Consider the following 17,423-nt stretch of genomic DNA (forward strand, 5'->3'; position numbering starts at 1 on the left):
ATGCGGGACGATCAGGCCGCTTCGACCGCCTTGGCCGGCCCTCCGACCCGCGCGGCAACCATGGCCTGCAAGGGCAGGCGCGCCTTCATCCGCACCGCCAGCAGCGCGGTGCCGCTCACCTTGCGCTGCACGAACAGCGTGTCCATCGGCGGCAGATGCCAGGTGTCGCGGTCCTGCGCTACCGGCTCGCCGAAATCGCGCAGGCGGGCGACGAAGCTGCGGTCGGCAAAGTCGAAGATTTCCGCCTTGTTGACGTGCTCGAGGATCACCCCGATCACGCCTTCAAACGCCGCCCCATGCCGCGCAAGCTGCTCCTCGGAGGCAAATCCCACCTCGCAGATGCGGCGTTTCAGCTCGGCCGGATCGCCGGCCAGCCCAGCCTGCATCATCCGCGCATAGGCTGCCTGCGTCTCTTCAGGCACGCCCCGCGCCGCGCCGAAATCAAGCAGCACCACACGCCCCGTCTCAGGCTGCCAGCGGTAATTGGCAAAGTTCGGATCGGTCTGCATGAAACCGAATTCGAACAGTTCACGCAGCACCAGATCAAGCATCGCGCCCATCACCCGGTCGCGCACGTCCTGCGGCGCGTCGGCCAGCGTATCGATCGGGCGCGCGGCGATGAAGTCCATCGTCAGCACGCCCGGCCCGGTCAGTTCATCTACCGGCGCGGGGACAAGGAACTGCTCCTCGCCCGCGAGCATCGCGCCATAGCGGCGCATCTGCTCGGCCTCGCGCAAGTAGTCGGCCTCCTCGTGCAGTTGGCGTTTCGCTTCTGCCAGCAGCGGGGTGATATCGAGCGACTTGGGCAGCAGGCCGGAAACCCGCAGCAGGGTCGCGACATTGTCGATATCGGCATCGATGCTTGCGGCAATGCCCGGATACTGCACCTTGACCGCCACTGTGCGCCCATCGTGCATAACCGCGCGGTGGACCTGGCCGATCGAGGCGGCAGCAATCGGCGTCGTCTCGAACCGGGCAAAGCGCCGCCGCCAGTCCGCGCCCCAGCTTGCGGCGAGAACCTGCTGCAATTGCTTGGGCGGCATGAAGTGGGCCGCATCGCGCAGCCGCGCGAGGATTGTCGTGAGCTCGGCCGGGAGCAGATCGCCTGCGTCGAGCGAGATCATCTGCCCCAGCTTCATCGCCGCGCCGCGCAGCCGGGAAAGCTGCTCGGTCACGCGCGTCGCGTTGGCGGGCGTGAGCAGCAAGTCCGACATCGCCGGCCGCTCCCCGCGAGCCAACCGCTTGGCGCCCTCGGCGATCACGCCGCCCGCGACACCGCCAGCCAGCTGGCCAAACGCGGAAAAGCGCGAGAGGCGGCTTGTCGGGACCTTGCGGTAACGGTCATCGCTCATCGTGCCAGCCTCTGTAATGCCGGGCGTACCCGAAGGAAGCGCACATAAGCCCATTCCAGCGCACCAAGCACGCGGCGATTGCGCGCCAGCAGCCCCAACGGACGCAGCACCGGGATAGCCCGCCACATCGCCGCAAAGGCCGCCGCGCCGCTCAGCAACACGCCGTCCTCCCGCGCGTGAAACCGCGCCAGCAGCACCGCCGGATCGATCGGACAGCTCGCATCAGGCTCCGCCACGTCCACGAACTCGATCCGCCCCGCACGGTTCAGCCGCCGCATCAGCGCGATCTCGCGGGTGCAGAGCGGGCAGGCGCCATCATACCAGACAGTGAGCGGGGGAGGAGGCATGGTGAGCGCCTAGGCCCTGCGACCACGCGCCCGCAAGGTGCTCATAGGTGAGGCTGCCTTGCAGCACCCCAACCTGCTCAAAACCCCTCTCGTCATTGCGAGCGCAGCGAAGCAATCCAGAGCGTCATGCATAACTGCTCTGGATTGCTTCGCTGCGCTCGCAATGACGATGGTGGTAGAGGGTCTGCCCCTCAAAACGCCGGATCATACCCCGGCGGCAGCTCGCCATCAGTCGTGTTGCTGTCGGGCGAACCCGGCACGTGGATGCCGCATTCCACCTTGTCCCAGCCCTTCCAGCGGCCCGAACGCGGGTCCTCGCCCGGTGCGACCTTGCTGGTGCAGGGGGCGCAGCCGATCGAAGGGTAGCCCAGCTCGACCAGAGGATGGCGCGGCAGGGCGTGCTGCACCATGTGGGCCTCGATGTCCTCCGGGCTCCACGAAGCGAGCGGATTGAACTTCAGCCGCCCTTCCGCATCGGTCCGGTCGATTTCAAAGCGCGGCAGGCCCGCGCGCGTCGAGGACTGAAACCCCTTGCGTCCGCTGACCGAGGCATCGAATGCGGATAGCGCGCGCGCCAGCGGCTGAACCTTGCGGATTTCGCAGCAGCCGTCCGGGTCCCACGACCAGCGCAGGCCATTGCCGTCCTTGGCTTCCAGCAGTGAGGCATCGGGCTCGACAATCAGCAGGTTCGTCAGCCCCAGATGCGCCACCAGCGCATCGCGATAGGCGATCGTTTCCGGGAAATGCTTGTGCGTTTCGAGGAAGATCACCGGGATCGCCTTGTCGACCTCGGCAATCAGATGCAGCAAGACCGCGCTTTCCGCGCCGAAGCTGGAGACGACCGCAACATCGCCGATCAGCTTGTCCTTGAGGACGCTGCGCAGCATTTCGGGCGTATCGGTGCCGCGAAACAGGTTGTTGAGCCGGATCGCATCACTCTCGGTAAAGCGCGGTCCGGTCTCGATCCGGTCGGCAGCCCGGGCTTCGTTAGAGGCCATGGCGCAGGGCCCAGATGGGCGACCGGCCGTCCACCGTCTTCTGATAAACCTCGGGCCAGGTCGCAATCGCCTTCGCTGCCGCATCCGCCGCAATCGGCTTGACCGGGGCAAAGGCATCGAAGCCGCAACGCTTCATGTGGCTCAGCTGATCGAGCAGTACATCGCCGCAAGCGCGCAGTTCGCCGGTGTAGCCTTCCTCGCGCAGGATCCGCGCGGAGGAATAGCCGCGCCCGTCGCCATAGGCCGGGAAGTTCACCTCGACGAGCGCGATGCGGCCCAGATGCGGCAGCAGCGCGCGCGCATCCTCGGCCGGTTCGATCCGCACCGCAGCCGCATTGTCGGAAGCCAGAAAATCCGCCAGCGACAGCACCGGGGCGCCCGATGCCGCGTCGTTGCGGTAGCGCAGAAGGGTCTCACCCATAAATCGCCTCCTTGAACGGGGCCATGCCGATGCGGCGGTAGGTATCGAGGAAGCGCTCGCCGTCGGCGCGCTGTGCCAGATAGACATCGGTTGCCTTCTCCAGCGCCTCGACCACGCCGTCCTCGCTGAAGCCCGGCCCGGTGATCACGCCCAACGACGTGTCCGCCGCCTCGCTGCCACCGAACGAGAGCTGGTAGTTCTCGGTGCCCTTCCGGTCGACGCCCAGAATGCCGATGTGCCCGGCATGGTGGTGCCCGCAGGCATTGATGCAGCCCGAGATCTTGACCTTGAGCTCACCCAGATCGCGCTGGCGGTCCATATCGGCGAAGCGCTGCGAGATCTTCTGCGCCAGCGGGATCGAGCGCGCATTGGCGAGGCTGCAGTAATCGAGCCCCGGGCAGGCGATGATATCGCTGATCAGATCGAGGTTGGGGCTGCCGAGCCCCGCCGCATCAAGCTTCTGCCACAGCGTGTAGAGGTCAGCCTTCTTCACATGCGGCAGCACGATGTTCTGCGTGTGCGTCACGCGCAGTTCGTCGAGGCTGTAGGCCGTGCCCAGGTCGCCCATCAGGCGGATCTGGTCGGCGCTCGCATCCCCGGGAATGCCGCCCGTCGGCTTGAGGCTGATAACGACCGCCACGTAGCCCGGCTGCTTGTGCGGCGCCGTGTTCTGATCGAGCCACAGCGCGAAATCGGGATCGCTGCGGTCCACTTCGTCCGAAAGGCCGCTCTCGAGGCCCGGATCGGTGAAGAAACCCTGGATACGTTGCAGCTCCGCCGCCGGCGGTTCGAGCCCCAGCGTCAGGATATGCGCAAACTCCTCCTCCACCTGCCGGCGGTATTCGTCCGCGCCGATCTCGTGGACGAGGATCTTGATCCGCGCCTTGTACTTGTTGTCGCGGCGGCCATAGCGGTTGTAAACGCGAAGGCACGCCTCGGCGTAGCTCACCATCTGCAGCGCGGGCACGAAATCGCGGATCACCGGTGCGATCATCGGGGTGCGGCCCATGCCGCCGCCCACGTAGAAGCGCGCGCCGATCTCGCCGGCCTCGTTCTTCACGATCTGGATGCCGATATCATGCAGCCGCATCGCCGCGCGGTCCGTATCGCTCGCGATCACCGCGATCTTGAACTTGCGCGGCAGGTAATCGAATTCCGGATGGAACGTGGACCACTGGCGCAGCAGTTCGGCATAGGGGCGCGGATCGACCAGCTCGTCCGCCGCCGCCCCGGCAAAATGATCCGAGCTGATGTTGCGGATGCAGTTGCCGCTGGTCTGGATGGCATGCATCTCGACCGTCGCCAGATCGGCGAGGATATCCGGCGCATCTTCCAGCTTGATCCAGTTGTACTGGATGTTCTGCCGCGTGGTGAAATGGCCATAGCCGCGGTCATACTTGTCCGCGATATCGCCCAGCAGCCGCATCTGCCGCCCGTTCAGCGTGCCATAGGGAATGGCAACACGCAGCATATAGGCATGGAGCTGCAGATAGAGCCCGTTCTTCAACCGCAGCGGCTTGAACTGGTCCTCGGTGATCTCGCCCGCCATGCGCCGCGCCACTTGCCCACGGAATTCCTCCACGCGGGCATCGACCATCGCCTGATCATACTGGTCATACTGGTACATGTTCAGATCACCTGCTTCGCGGCATCGGGATCGCCGGGGCGGAGGGAAAGGTCGAGCCGGACTGTGGGGCCAAGCGCCCGGATGCGGTCCTTGATATGCGCGGGGCGAACGCCCTCGGCGGTCTGCGTCGCGGCAATCGCATAGCAGGCGTTCACACGCAGCGCGGCTTCCTCGGCGGCAAGGATCGCCGCGTCCTGATCGCCCACGTCCACCGCATCATTCACATCGCGCGACCAGCCCTTGCCGTCCCACCAGACGACATCGCCGGATGCCAGATCATTCCCCGTCAAAATCTTCACGCCGCGCTCTCCGCCAGCTTCACAAGTTCGTTTTGCCGCTCGCGCGCGGTCACTTCGCCGATCACGATGAGGGCAGGGCTCTTCACCCGCTCCTCCGTCACCAGCGCGCCAAGCCCGGCCAGCGCCCCGCGCAGCACGCGCATCTGCGGCCGCGCCGCGTTCTCGACGACCGCGACCGGCATGTCGGGCGCAAGGCCGTCGGCCATCAGCTTCTCGGCAATCGCATCGCTCGTCGCGACGCCCATGTAGATCACCAGCGTGCGGCCGACACCGGCAAGGCCTGCCCAGTTCTGATCCGCCAGACCCTTGCACTGCCCGGCCACGAAGCTGACGATCGAAGCGTTCTCGCGGTGCGTCAGCGGAATCTGCGCCGCTGCCGCCGCACCCAGCGCCGCGCTCACGCCCGGCACGACCTGAACCGGCACGCCCGCCGCATGGCAGGCCTCCGCCTCCTCACCGCCGCGCCCGAAGATAAACGGATCGCCGCCCTTGAGCCGCACCACATCGTGCCCGGCCAGCGCTTCGCGCACCAGCAGCGCGTTGATATCGTCCTGCTGCATCGTGTGCCGCGCGCGGCTCTTCGCGACCGAAACCAGCCGCGCGTCTGCGGGAACCATCGCCATGATTGCCGGATCGACCAGCCCGTCATGTACGACGAGCCCAGCGGAGCCAAGGAGCCGCGCCGCACGCAGCGTCAGAAGGTCCGGATCCCCCGGGCCTGCGCCCACGAGATAAACGGTTCCGATTCTGTTGGGCGCATTGCTCATGGGCGCCAGATGGTGCTTGCGCCCGGCAATCGCCAGCGAGGAATGCTAGGGACCATGCTAGGTAAGCTTTAGCGGGCGGCCCACCCCCGACCCCTCCCGCAAGCGGGAGGGGAGAGCTAGTCAGCGCCAGTACCCCCTCCCGCTTGCGGGAGGGGTCGGGGGTGGGCAGGCGGCAATACGCCCACTTCGCCTAACTGCCACGCCCCTTCAAAGCTTCCGCAAGCAACCGCAGCCCATCCGAATCTCTCAGGGTCACGTCCGACTGCGGCAGCGGAATGCTCACCCCGCTTCCTTGCAGCGCATGCCACGCCGCTTTCAAAACGTCGGAGCGCACGTTGCCTACGCCGTTCTCCGGGTCGTCGATCGAGATGTAGATGAGGAGCTGGATCGCGCTCGGCCCGAAGGCGTCGAGCAGGATCGAAGGCTCGGGGCCCTTCAGCACGCGCGGCACCGTCAACGCGGCTTCCAGCAGCAGCTTTTCTGCCAGATCGAGGTCGCTACCATAGGCCACGTTCACCGGAATCGTGATCCCCACCACGTTCGAGGAATGCGACCAGTTCTCCACTTGCGTGGTCATCAGGATTTCGTTGGGAATCAGGATCTCGCGGTCGTCGCGCGTCAGCACGGTGATCGCGCGCACGCCGATCCGGTTGACAACGCCGAAGGTGCTGCCCTTGGTGTCGTTCACCGCGATCACGTCGCCCGGCTTGATCGAGCGGTCCATCAGCAGGATCACGCCCGCGACCAGGTTGCCGAAGGTCTTCTGCAGGCCAAAGCCGACCGCAAGGCCGAACGCGCCGGAAAACACCGTCAGCGTGGTGAGATTGATGCCCATGGCGTCGATGCCGACGAGCACCGCAGCGCTCCACACCACCACGGTCATCAGCTTCTCGCCCAGCGCGCGCTGTGTCCCGTCGAGGCCGCGCATGCTGCGCACCGCGCGCCGCCCGATCCGGCTGACCACCCGCCCGAACACGATCACCGCGATGACGACGAAGATCATCCAAACCGCGTTGAACAGCGAGATATGCGTGCCGCCTACGTCGAAGCCCACATCGTCAAGCGAGGCGGCCCATTCGTTGATCTGCAGGTTGATCTGATGCCGCAGTTTCGACCAGGTGCTCATTCTGCGGCACCCCATACGCCCAGCGCGTTATGCAGATCGGCAATCAGATCGGCGGTATCCTCAAGACCAATCGAAAGCCGCACCCCGAACCGGTCCCCCGCATCAAGCCCCGGCAAGGGCCAGGCGCTCGCGGTGCGGATCGGCGCCGGATCGACCGGCGTCGCCAGACTCTCGAACCCGCCCCACGAGAAGCCGATGCCGAACAGCGCCAGCGCATCGATCAGCGCGTCACGGGCCGCCGAGGTGCCACCCTTCAACACAAAGCTCAGCAGCCCGCAGCCGCCGGTGAAATCGCGCTGCCACAGCGCATGCCCCGGTGATCCCGGCAGCATCGGGCAGAGCACTTTGGCCACTTCCGGCCGCCCAGCCAGCCACTGCGCCACCGCCAGTGCCGAGACCGTCTCTTGCGCCAGCCGCAGACCCATCGTGCGCAGCCCCCGCAGCATCAGCGCGGCATCGTCGGGCGAGACGACATTGCCCAATCCCTGCGCCCGGATGCGCAGCTTGCGATACCAATCCGGCCCTGCGCTGGCGCTGCCCATCATTACATCGGAATGCCCGCCGACGTGCTTGGTCAGGCTCATGATCGCGATATCCGCGCCGCGCGCCAGCGCTGGAAATCCGAGCGGGGAGGCCCAGGTATTGTCCAGCACCACTGTCACCCCGCGCGCTTTCGCGGCAGCGGCAAGGGCAGGCACATCGCAGACTTCCATGGTCAGGCTGCCCGGCGATTCCAGCAAAACGGCCTTTGTGCGATCACAGATTGCCGCCGCAAACCCGTCCACATCCGCTGGATCGAACCAGCGCGTTTCCACGCCGAAGTCCCTCAGCAGCCCGCGCCCCATTGCCCGGCTCGGTTCATAGGCATTGTCGGTCATCAACAGCACATCGCCCGGCCGCAGAACCGTGAGCAGCGCGCCCATGATCGCCGCCACGCCCGAAGGATAAAGCACCGTGCCTTCCGCCCCGGGCTCCAGCGCTGTCAGCGCTTCGGACAGCGCCCACTGCGTCGGCGCGCCGCGGCGGCCATAATAGAACTTCCCGTCCTCGTTGGCAGGATGCGCGCGCAGCGCCGCCATATCGGGATAGAGATGCGTGCTCGCCCGATAGACCGGCGGATTGACCACCGCGCCGGGATGCTCCGCCGTCCCCGTCCATTCCGCGCGCCGGCCTGCGCCGACAAGCCTGGTGCCGGTTCCGTGGGTCTCATTGTCATGGTCAGCCATGCGGCAGCCTTAGGCGGAATTCGCTGGAAAGGGAATCTGTCCTGCTGCCGATACACCAAAACCCCAAAACCTCGTCATTGCGAGGAGCGAAGCGACGAAGCAATCCAGAGCGGTCTTGCACATCCGCTCTGGATTGCTTCGCTGCGCTCGCAATGACGAAGATGTATGAAACTCTGCTCTTCACGCAGGCCCGTTGAACCAGTCTGTCGCGATGATGAAGCGTTCGGCAGCAAGTGGGGAAGCAAATGGGCCAACGAGCCTGCCTTCATGGCGAGGCGCAAAAGTCGTTCCCTCGACCCATTCGCTTTCTTGCAGGTAAGTCTTGCCCCAGCGGAACTTGAGGATTTCGGCGCTGCGCCTTCAGTCCGAGCTGTAAAGAGTCCTGACCGTGCGATAAGCCTTGCCAACCAGCGGGTTCGTCCGGGCTTGCCCGCGCAGGCGTCTCAACCATTCCATCGGTGAAAAGCCAGCCATCGCCCCTCTACGCCGCCGCCCCCGTCTCTTTCGGCGTCTCGGGATCGGCGCCCCATTCGCTCCAGCTGCCATCGTACAGCGCCACGTCGTCCTTGCCGATCAGATGCGCGGCAAAGATCAGGACATTGGCGGTCACGCCCGATCCGCAGCTGGTGATCAGCGGACGGGTCAGATCGACGCCTGCCGCCTCGAATGCCGCGCGGATTTCGGCGACGTTTTTCCATGTCCCGTCGGGGCGGAACAGGCTGGCATAGGGCACGTTGCGCGCGCCCGGGATGTGGCCGCTGGCAAGGCCGGGCTTCACTTCGGGCACCTCGCCGGTGAAGCGCCCGGCGCCCCGCGCATCTACCACCAGTTCGCGGTGGCTCTCGAGGTTCGCCAGCACATCGGCCTTGGAGCGGACGGAGCGGTCGTCGCTCCACACGGTGAAGTGGCGGTGGCGCAGCGTCTCGCGCCCCTGCGCGCACTTGCGCCCTTCCGCTTTCCACTTGGCGATCCCGCCGTCGAGCAGCGCGACATTGGTCGCGCCGAACATCGTCAGCATGAACCACGCGCGCGTCGCGGTCTTCACCGGGCTATCGTCGTAGACCACGATGCGGCTGCCATCGCCCAGCCCCAGGCTCTGCATCCGGCTGGCGAAACGCTCGGCGCTGGGCAGCATGTTCAGCCCCGGCCGGGCGGGATCGGTCAGCTCGGCAAGGTTCATGAAAACCGCGCCCGGAATATGGCACGCCTCATATTCGAGAGCCGGATCGCGGCCGTGCTCGGGCAGGAATGCGCTCGCATCCACGATGCGCAGATCACTCGCGCCCAGCTCGCCGGCGAGCCACTGGGTCGAGACCAGGCAATCCATGGGGTCAGCTCCGTCCTGCATGCGGCCCGTCTCTGCGGGTCCTTGAGAGTGAGACTAGTCGCGCTGTGCAAGTGCATCAAGAACGAAGAGGCGTTTCGCGCAGAGAGCGCAGAGAAGGTTCAAGGCGTTTCGCGCAGAGCCCGCAGAGGAAGCAGAGGCGCAGAGATGTCATTCTTGCGGCGCAGCCGCCCTCTCGCTCTTTCGCAGCGCTTTGCGCGCCGCCCGAGTCCACAAAGCGGCTTTGCCGCCAGCACACCCTCTCTGCGTCTCTGCTTCCTCTGCGGGCTCTGCGCGAAACCCCCTTCCTTTTCTGCCCGCTTGCCCCGCCGCCCGCGCCGGTGCAAAGGCGCGGCCTCGAAAGGACCACGCATGACCGAAATCGGCGCCACCCCTCTCCACCTCGGCCAGACCAGCAGCCTGCCCGCCTCGCCGGAAGAGGCCGTGCTCGATTATGTGCCCAATCCGCGCGCCGGATCGCTGTTTCTCGTGCGCTTTGCCGCGCCCGAATTCACCTCGCTCTGCCCGGTTACCGGCCAGCCCGATTTCGCGCACATCATGATCGACTACGCGCCCGGCGAAATCATTGTCGAATCCAAGTCGCTCAAGCTGTTCCTCGGCTCGTTCCGCAACCACGCAGGGTTTCACGAGGATGTGACGGTGGGCATCGGCCAGCGTCTGTTTGCCGAAATGCAGCCACGCTGGCTGCGCATCGGCGGCTACTGGTATCCGCGCGGCGGCATTCCAATCGACGTGTTCTGGCAAAGCGGCCCCCCGCCCGAGCACCTGTGGCTGCCCGAGCAGGGGGTTGCGCCCTATCGCGGCCGCGGTTGAGCGGGTTCAACGCCGCCAGTAGCCCCGGTAATTGCCCGATTCCTGATCGATCCAGGCGCGGACGCGGATGTAATCCTTGCCGATCTCGCGCGCCGAGGAAAAGTCGCGTTCGCGGCATTCGTGGCGCTCCTGATCCTGCAGATCGTCGATCGCGGTCTGGATGCGCCGAGCAGTCCAGCGGTCTATCGTCCCGCGATTGACCTCGAGCCGCAGGCGGTTCTCCACCATGTAGCCGCGCTGGCCCGAGCAGGTGCTGTCGACGAGGTAGCGGTTGATCTGGCCCTGCTCGCGCGGGCTGCGCCAGGTGTTGCCGTAGCCGCCACGCCAGTCCTGCGCGCTCGCCGGAGCCGCTGCCACCACCGCGCTGCCCAGAGCCAGCGCTGCCATCGTGATCTTGGTCAAGTTCTTCATCGTCGTACCCCTTCACTGGTGCCGATGAAGACAATGTGCCTGATTCGCCGTGGCATGAGCCTGAATGTGTCGTTGGCTTCTGTTCATGTTAAGGGCCATTTTCATGAACAGCGATGCACAGGGCACCACAGCCCCTTGCGCCGCCGCGCCGCGTCTCCCTAGGATGCCACACGGGGCGAACCGGCTCTGGGAGAGATGGTAATGACAGGCGACACCGATTTCACCGGCAAGCGCGTGCTCGTGGTCGGCGGATCGAGCGGCATCGGCAATGGCATCGCCCACGGCTTTCGCATGCGCGGCGCGGCAGTCCACGTCTGGGGCACGCGCGCCCGGGCGGAAGACTACGATCCCGCCGAAGGCTCCGATCTCACGGGTCTAGGATACAGCTGTGTCGATGTTGCCGATCCCGACGCGATCGAAGCCGCGCCTGCCCCTTTTGATGGCCTCGACGTCCTCGTCCTCAGCCAGGGCACCGTCGTCTACAAGCGCGGCGAGTTTGCGCGGCCGGGGTGGGACAAGGTCATGGCGATCAATCTCGACAGCCTGATGCACTGCGCCCAGAAGTTCCGCGCCGCGCTTGCCGAGACGAGGGGCAGCATCGTCACCGTCAGCTCGGTCGCGGCCTACGGCGCCAATGTCGGCAACCCCGCCTATGCCGCTTCCAAGGCGGGCGCCGTCAGCCTTACCCGCACGCTCGCCAATGCCTTCGCGGCCGAGGGCGTCCGCGTGAACGGCATTGCCCCCGGCCTCGTCGATACCAAACTCACCAAGGTCACCACCCAGCACCCCGAACGTCTCGCCGGCTCGCTTGCCCGCATCCCGCAAGGCCGCCTCGGCACGCCCGAGGACATGGCCGGCGCCGTCCTTTTCCTCGCCTCCCCGCTCGCCGCCTATGTCACCGGGCAGACGCTGATCGTCGATGGAGGGCTGACGCTGTGAAGGCGCTCCGCTACTACGGCGCGCGCGATGTCCGCTACGAAAGCATGGACGATCCCGCGCCACAGTCCCCCGCCGATGCCGTGGTGCGCGTCACTGCCTGTTCGATCTGCGGTTCGGACCTCCACATCTACCACGGCCACGGCTTCTCGGAGGACAAGGGCTTCTGCGTCGGCCACGAGGCGGTGGGCGAGATCGTCGAAGTCGGCAGCGCGGTCCGGCGCCACAAGGTGGGCGATATGGTCATGATCCCCGCGGCCGTCGGCTGCGGGCGCTGCCGCTCGTGCCTTGCCGGCGTGGTCCACACCTGCGAATTCAATGCCAGCGCCTGCTACGGCCTTTCCGCTCGTCTGCAAGGTTCGCAGGCCGAAGCCGTGCGCGTCCCCGCCGCCGATGCGAACGCCGTCGCCATCCCTGAAGGCGTAAGCGAGGATCAGGCCCTGATGATGACCGACGCGCTCGCCACAGCGTGGTTCGGCGCGCGGCAGGCCGATATCCGCCCCGGTAGTTCAGTCGCGGTGATCGGCCTTGGCCCCATCGGCCTGATGGCCGTCGAGAGCGCCTGGGTGATGGGCGCGCACGTGGTCTACGCCATCGACCCGATCCCCGAACGCCGCGCCATGGCCGAACTATCCGGCGCCATCACCCTCCACCCGGACGAAGCCCTCGAACGCATCAAGGCAGACACCAAGGGCCGCAAGCTCGATTGTGTGGTTGAAGTCGTCGGCAGCGACGCGACGGTCGATTTTGCCATGCGCCTCGTGCGCCCGCGCGGCACCGTCTCGGTCATCGGCGTCCAGCAGTCACGCCGCTTCGCCTTCCCGCTGGAACGCGCCTTCGCCGCCGGCCTTACCTTCCGCATCGGCACGTGCTCGGTGCCGGAGGAACTCCCCGCGCTGTTCCCGCTCGTCAAGTCCGGCCGCCTGAAACCGGAACGCACGATCACCCACCGCATGCCGCTCAGCGAAGGCGCGGAGGCCTACCGCCTGTTCGACGCGCGCGAGGCGGGCGCGCTGAAGATGGTGCTGACGCCGGATTGATCTCTCCCAGATCTCGTCATTGCGAGCGCAGCGAAGCAATCCAGAGCGGCCGGACGTTACCCTGCCACCACCAGTTCCACCCCCGCCGCCTTCACCATGGCCGCATGCTCCGGCGAAATCCCCGCGTCCGTCACCAGCACATCCACCTCATCCAGCCCGCACACTATCGTTCCCGAGCCCGAGGCAAACTTCCCCGAATCCACCAGCAGGATCACCTGCTCCGCGCGGTCGATCAGCCGCCGCTCGGCCGCCACCAGCACCACGTCCTGCTGCATCACCCCCTGCGGCCCCACCGAAGCCGCGCCCATGAACAGCTTGGGGGCGTGAAAGCGCGGCATAGATTCCTCGCCCGATGCCGCCAGAATGATGTTCTGCTCGCGAAACACCGTGCCCGACGGCACCAGAATGCGCGTGCCCGCCTGCGGCAGCAGCGCGTTCACGATGTGAAGCGAATTGGTCAGCACTTGCAGGCCCAGACCCGCCAGATGCGGGCACATCTGCAAGGTGGTGGTGCCACCGTCGATCATCACCCCTTCGCCCGGCTCGCACCGCGCCGCCGCTGCCGCGCCGATCGCGCGCTTGGCGGCGATGTTGCGGGTGATCGACTGGTCGAAGGGCGTGCCCGCCAGCTGCAGCACCGGCGCTGGGCGCTGCGTTCCTTCGGCCTGCTTGGCTCCGCCGTGCACCCGCACGATCCGCCCCGCTTCCTCAAGCCGCGCCAGATCGCGCCGGATCGTCGCCGGCGAGGCGTCCAGCAGCGCCTCGAGCTCGCGGTAGGTGACAAAGCCCGTGCCTTCCAGAGCCTCGACAATCACCTTCTCGCGTTCGGCTGCGTGCATCGTGGCCCTCTGATCGAAATCAATCAGGACCCGTCATGCCGCTCGGCTTCGAGTTGTTCAAGGCTTTTGCCCTCGTTGCGCGGCGCCCAGGCAAAGCCGATCACCCCGCTCACGATGAGGAACCCCGTCAGGATCATCGCCAGCGTCGTAAAGCCCGTCGCCGTCAGCAGCGGCACAAACAGGCTGAACACGCCAAGGCTGACGCGCACGATGGCAAAGCAGATCCCCTGCGCGGTCGAACGCAGCATGGTGGGAAACTGCTCCGCGCTCCACAGCTGGAAAAAGCTTTGTGCGCCAAACCCGCCGCCGAACTGCAGCAGGAACACGTAAAGCAGCGCCACCGGGATTGTCAGCGGAAACACCACCAGCAGCCCCATGCCCACCACCTGCACCACCGCCGAAATCGCAAACAGCGTGCGCTGGTTCACCCGGTCGGCCAGGCTCATGAACACAAGGCCGATGGATGCCATGCCGATGGCGAACGACAGCGCCTGAATGCCAACCGCCTGTGCCTGCGTCGCCGCGCCCACGGTGCGCAGGATATAGGGGAAGAAGAACCCGTTGGTCCCCGCCCACAGGTTCCAGAAGCCATACATGCCGACCAGCCCAAGGATCGAGGCTAGGTGCTTGCCCTTGAGCAGCGAGGAAATCGGCGGCCGCACCGCGCCTGAATCCCGCGCCTCCTGCCACCGCGCCGATTCCGCCATGCGCGAACGCAAGAACGTCAGCCCAAGTGCAATCACCAGCAGATGCGCAAACACGATCCGCGCGCCAAGCTCGCCAAGGCTGGTCAGCGCAAGGCTCATCAGCAGAACGACCACCGGCCCCAGATACCACAGCACTTGCGCCATGCCCGAATGCCGCGCCCGCTGTCCGTCAGGCGCACCCTCGGCGATCAGCGACCACGAGGCGGGAATATCCGCGCCCACCGCGAGGCCCACGATCAGGAACCCCGTCACGATCATCCACGGCGCCACGGCAAAGACCAGCAGCGCCATGCCCGCCGCGTAGATCAGCATGTCCCACTGGTAGATCGTCTTGCGCCCCAGCCGGTCGCACAGGATGCCGCCGATGAGCGCGCCCACGCCTGCGCCAATGGCATTGGGCCCAAATGCTCCGATCAGCCCGAGAAAGCCCGGCGAGAGCTGATAATGCTCCTGCCACAAGGCCAGCGCCACCGATCCCGCCACGATCGAGCCCGCGTCGATATAGTTGGCAAGGCCGGCAAGGATCGTGTCGCGCCACGCATGGCTGTTGGGCTTGGCCGTCAATCAAGGTCTCCCGCAAGATTATCCCGGCTCAGCCGGTCGATCCGGGTCACCCCGGTCAGCGCCATGGCGACGCGCATTTCCGCCGCGATCAGCGCCAGCATTTTCGCCACGCCCGCCTCGCCGCCCGCCGCCAGCGCAAAGGCCCAGGCCCGCCCCAGCAGCACGCCCTTCGCGCCGAGCGCCAGCATGCGCACCACATCGAGGCCCGAACGCACGCCGCCATCCGCCAGCACGGTCAGCCGGTCCCCCACCGCGTCGGCAATCGGCGGCAAGGCGCGCGCGGTGGAAAGCACCCCGTCAAGTTGCCGCCCGCCGTGGTTGGAAACGATGATCCCGTCCGCTCCGACTTCGGCGGCCTGCTTCGCGTCCTCCGTATCCAGAATGCCCTTGAGGATCAGCGGCCCGGACCACTCGCTGCGGATAAAGTCGAGGTCGCGCCAGTTGATGCTGGGATCGAAATTCTCGCGCATCCACGCAAAGAAATCCTCGAGGCCCGTCCGCCCCTTCAGCACCGGCGCGATATTGCCGAGGTGATGCGGGCGGCCAAAGAGCCCCACATCCCAGGCCCAGCCCGGCCGCATCGCCGCCTGCATCGTGCGGCGCAGATCGCCAAGCAACCCCGAAGCACCCGCCAGCCCGGAACGCACATCGCGGTAGCGGCTCCCCGGCACCGGCATGTCCACGGTAAACACCAGCGCCGAGCACTCCGCCTCCCGCGCCTCTGCCAAGAGATTGCGCATATGGCCCCGGTCGCGGATCATGTAGAGCTGGAACCAGAAGGGCTTGGCGGCCGCTGCCCGCACTTCACCGAGCGGGCAGACCGAAACGGTCGAAAGCGTGAACGGCACCCCCGCCGCCTCCGCCGCGCGCAATGCCTGAACCTCGCCCCGCCGCGCATTCATCCCGGCAAGGCCAATCGGCGCCAAGGCCACCGGCATTGCCATCTTCTGGCCAAACAGCTCCGCCGAAAGATCGATATCCGCCACATCGGCCAGCACCCGCTGGCGCAGCGCAATCCTCGCCAGATCCGCCACATTCCGCCGCAGCGTCTCCTCGGCGTAGGAGCCGCCATCGACATATTCGAAGAGGAAATGCGGCAGGCGCCGCCGTGCGGCTTCGCGGAAATCGGCGATATTGGCGATGATCATGCAGCGATCTCCATCTGCGCGCGCCAGACCTTGCGGAGAGCGGCAAGGTCACCGGCCAGCGGCTCCACCTGCCGCAAGGCGGCCTCCGGCGCCAGCGCGGGATCGATCAGCCGCAGCGCGCCGAAGGATACATCGCTGGCACTGTCCGCCACCAGCACGCGCATTGCGGGCCGCAAGGCCGCGAGTGCCCGCACGAATACCGCCGCTGCCGCAAACCGCCCCTCGATCAGCAGGGTGTCCCGCGCTCCGATCAGATCGAGCGCCGCATCGGTCACCAGCGCTGCATAAAGACAAGCGGCGGCGCGGCGCGCGAGGCCGTCCTGCGGCTCCGCAAGCCACCGTGCTTCATGCGCCGGGAACGGCCCACAGCCCGGCGCCAATGTGGGCAGCAGCATCGCGCCCGCGCTCAGCACACGCGGCACCGCAGCCAGCAGCGCATCCTGATCCGCCGCCGCATCGACCCCCGCATCGCCAACCATAAATTCGATCTCGCGCCCGCCCATGAAGCGCGCCGAAGGCACCGCGCGTCCTTCCAGATCGACATTCACCAGGCAGTCGCACCCCTCGGGCAGCGCCGGCGCCGCACCCGCCGGCCGCCGCATCGCGACAAACCACGTGCCGGTAGAAAGCACCGTCGCCTCGCCCTCTGCGACCTCGGCAAACCCTCGCGCGGCATGCAGCGCCGCATTCGAATCATGCAGCCCCGCCAGCACGCGCACCGTGGGCGCAAGCCCCGTCGCAGCCGCGAGGTCCGGTCGCAAAGTGCCAACCACATCCCCCGCATGCGCCATTGCGGCAAACTTCCCGGCCCAGCCCAGCTGCACCGCCATCGGCGAAAAGGCGCCTGCCGCCGGGTCCCACAGGTCCGAATGGCACCCCAGCGAGGTCACCTCGCTCACCGCAGTGCCGGTCAGAAACCACGCCCAATATTGCGCCCAGGGCACCAGCGTCGAACCCTCGAGAAGGCTTTGCGCTTCCAGCCACCACAACTGCGCGCCGAAATTGAGCCCGTGGGGGAGGGCGGGGGAGCCCGTCACGCCGAAAGGATCGCGCGACGCACGGTACTCGGCAATAACGTCGTCCGGAAAATCCTGCTCATAATCGAGCGGCGGAAACGCCAGCCGCCCATCACGCAGGACGGCAACCCCCGCGCCATGCCCAACCGGCACGATGGCCTCAACCGGATGCGCCGCCCATGCCGCCAGCGCTTCGGTCAGCCAGGCGCCGATGGCCTCGGCATCAAGGCGGCGCATACCCTCCGCGATCACTGGCGCATTCGCCCGCACTTGCTGACCAAGTCTACGCCCCGCCCGGTCCCACAGCGAAACCTTGCTCAGGGTCTTGCCCATGTCGATGACGATGTAGGCGCCGTGATCCAGCGCGTCTCTCCCGGTACTGCGAATTCTAAAACGATCATTATCAATCAATATTGATCGTTTCCAGTAAAAATGTTAGCA

General features: G+C 66.4%; 18 protein-coding genes. 3 read left to right on the forward strand and 15 right to left on the reverse strand.

Annotated elements, in window-relative coordinates:
- Nucleotides 1-11: 11 nt before the first annotated feature.
- The 10 genes from WCL10_RS10130 to sseA form a co-directional block, all read right to left on the reverse strand.
- Complete coding sequence (locus WCL10_RS10130; protein ID WP_336895511.1) at nt 12-1,352, reverse strand: AarF/ABC1/UbiB kinase family protein; 1,341 nt, start codon at nt 1,350-1,352, stop codon at nt 12-14.
- Nucleotides 1,349-1,699 (reverse strand): DUF393 domain-containing protein, encoded by a 351-nt coding sequence (locus tag WCL10_RS10135; protein ID WP_336895512.1) that lies wholly within the window; start codon nt 1,697-1,699, stop codon nt 1,349-1,351. Before WCL10_RS10135 ends, WCL10_RS10130 begins: the two co-directional genes overlap by 4 nt.
- A 191-nt stretch (nt 1,700-1,890) precedes the next feature.
- The gene (locus WCL10_RS10140; protein ID WP_336895513.1) at nt 1,891-2,697 is read right to left on the reverse strand and encodes a phosphoadenylyl-sulfate reductase; all 807 of its coding nucleotides are present in this window, start codon (nt 2,695-2,697) and stop codon (nt 1,891-1,893) included.
- Entirely contained in the window at nt 2,687-3,118 is a 432-nt protein-coding gene (locus tag WCL10_RS10145; protein ID WP_336895514.1) for a DUF934 domain-containing protein, read from the reverse strand. The genes WCL10_RS10140 and WCL10_RS10145 overlap by 11 nt, the downstream gene beginning before the upstream one ends.
- Nucleotides 3,111-4,745 carry a nitrite/sulfite reductase gene (locus tag WCL10_RS10150; RefSeq protein ID WP_336895515.1) on the reverse strand — a complete coding sequence of 545 codons (1,635 nt, stop codon included), beginning with the start codon at nt 4,743-4,745 and terminating at the stop codon, nt 3,111-3,113. Before WCL10_RS10150 ends, WCL10_RS10145 begins: the two co-directional genes overlap by 8 nt.
- Before the next feature lie 2 nt (nt 4,746-4,747).
- A complete protein-coding gene (locus WCL10_RS10155; protein ID WP_336895516.1) occupies nt 4,748-5,044 on the reverse strand; it encodes a DUF2849 domain-containing protein in 297 nt (98 codons plus the stop codon).
- Nucleotides 5,041-5,811 carry a uroporphyrinogen-III C-methyltransferase gene (gene cobA / locus WCL10_RS10160; RefSeq protein ID WP_336895517.1) on the reverse strand — a complete coding sequence of 257 codons (771 nt, stop codon included), beginning with the start codon at nt 5,809-5,811 and terminating at the stop codon, nt 5,041-5,043. The genes WCL10_RS10155 and cobA overlap by 4 nt, the downstream gene beginning before the upstream one ends.
- A gap of 190 nt (nt 5,812-6,001) precedes the next feature.
- Nucleotides 6,002-6,937 carry a mechanosensitive ion channel domain-containing protein gene (locus WCL10_RS10165; RefSeq protein WP_336895518.1) on the reverse strand — a complete coding sequence of 312 codons (936 nt, stop codon included), beginning with the start codon at nt 6,935-6,937 and terminating at the stop codon, nt 6,002-6,004.
- Nucleotides 6,934-8,163 (reverse strand): cystathionine beta-lyase, encoded by a 1,230-nt coding sequence (gene metC, locus WCL10_RS10170; protein WP_336895519.1) that lies wholly within the window; start codon nt 8,161-8,163, stop codon nt 6,934-6,936. The genes WCL10_RS10165 and metC overlap by 4 nt, the downstream gene beginning before the upstream one ends.
- A 481-nt stretch (nt 8,164-8,644) precedes the next feature.
- Nucleotides 8,645-9,490 (reverse strand): 3-mercaptopyruvate sulfurtransferase, encoded by an 846-nt coding sequence (gene sseA, locus WCL10_RS10175; protein ID WP_336895520.1) that lies wholly within the window; start codon nt 9,488-9,490, stop codon nt 8,645-8,647.
- Between the two features lie 369 nt (nt 9,491-9,859).
- On the opposite strand from sseA, the gene queF reads away from it, so the two are divergent.
- Nucleotides 9,860-10,321, forward strand: coding sequence for a preQ(1) synthase (gene queF / locus WCL10_RS10180; protein WP_336895521.1), 462 nt, complete (start codon nt 9,860-9,862; stop codon nt 10,319-10,321).
- Nucleotides 10,322-10,327: 6 nt separating this feature from the next.
- On the opposite strand, the gene WCL10_RS10185 is transcribed toward queF, so the two are convergent.
- The gene (locus WCL10_RS10185; protein WP_336895522.1) at nt 10,328-10,732 is read right to left on the reverse strand and encodes a hypothetical protein; all 405 of its coding nucleotides are present in this window, start codon (nt 10,730-10,732) and stop codon (nt 10,328-10,330) included.
- 201 nt (nt 10,733-10,933) lie between these two features.
- Between WCL10_RS10185 and WCL10_RS10190 the strand changes: the two genes are divergently transcribed.
- Together WCL10_RS10190 and WCL10_RS10195 are read left to right on the forward strand one after the other, a co-directional pair.
- Nucleotides 10,934-11,671: an SDR family oxidoreductase gene (locus WCL10_RS10190; RefSeq protein ID WP_336895523.1), complete on the forward strand. Its 738-nt coding sequence runs from the start codon at nt 10,934-10,936 to the stop codon at nt 11,669-11,671.
- Complete coding sequence (locus WCL10_RS10195; protein WP_336895524.1) at nt 11,668-12,708, forward strand: alcohol dehydrogenase family protein; 1,041 nt, start codon at nt 11,668-11,670, stop codon at nt 12,706-12,708. Before WCL10_RS10190 ends, WCL10_RS10195 begins: the two co-directional genes overlap by 4 nt.
- A gap of 56 nt (nt 12,709-12,764) precedes the next feature.
- Here WCL10_RS10195 and WCL10_RS10200 read toward each other — a convergent pair whose 3' ends face one another.
- From WCL10_RS10200 to WCL10_RS10215, 4 genes are read right to left on the reverse strand one after another with little or no spacing between them, the layout of a single operon-like run.
- The gene (locus WCL10_RS10200) at nt 12,765-13,547 is read right to left on the reverse strand and encodes a DeoR/GlpR family DNA-binding transcription regulator (RefSeq protein WP_336895525.1); all 783 of its coding nucleotides are present in this window, start codon (nt 13,545-13,547) and stop codon (nt 12,765-12,767) included.
- 23 nt (nt 13,548-13,570) lie between these two features.
- A complete protein-coding gene (locus WCL10_RS10205; RefSeq protein WP_336895526.1) occupies nt 13,571-14,818 on the reverse strand; it encodes an MFS transporter in 1,248 nt (415 codons plus the stop codon).
- Entirely contained in the window at nt 14,815-15,966 is a 1,152-nt protein-coding gene (lldD, locus tag WCL10_RS10210) for an FMN-dependent L-lactate dehydrogenase LldD (RefSeq protein ID WP_336895527.1), read from the reverse strand. The genes WCL10_RS10205 and lldD overlap by 4 nt, the downstream gene beginning before the upstream one ends.
- Nucleotides 15,963-17,315, reverse strand: coding sequence for a carbohydrate kinase (locus tag WCL10_RS10215; protein WP_336895528.1), 1,353 nt, complete (start codon nt 17,313-17,315; stop codon nt 15,963-15,965). The genes lldD and WCL10_RS10215 overlap by 4 nt, the downstream gene beginning before the upstream one ends.
- Between the last annotated feature and the right edge of the window lie 108 nt (nt 17,316-17,423).

The sequence above is a fragment of the Novosphingobium sp. genome (genome assembly GCF_037133355.1).
Lineage (GTDB): Bacteria > Pseudomonadota > Alphaproteobacteria > Sphingomonadales > Sphingomonadaceae > Novosphingobium.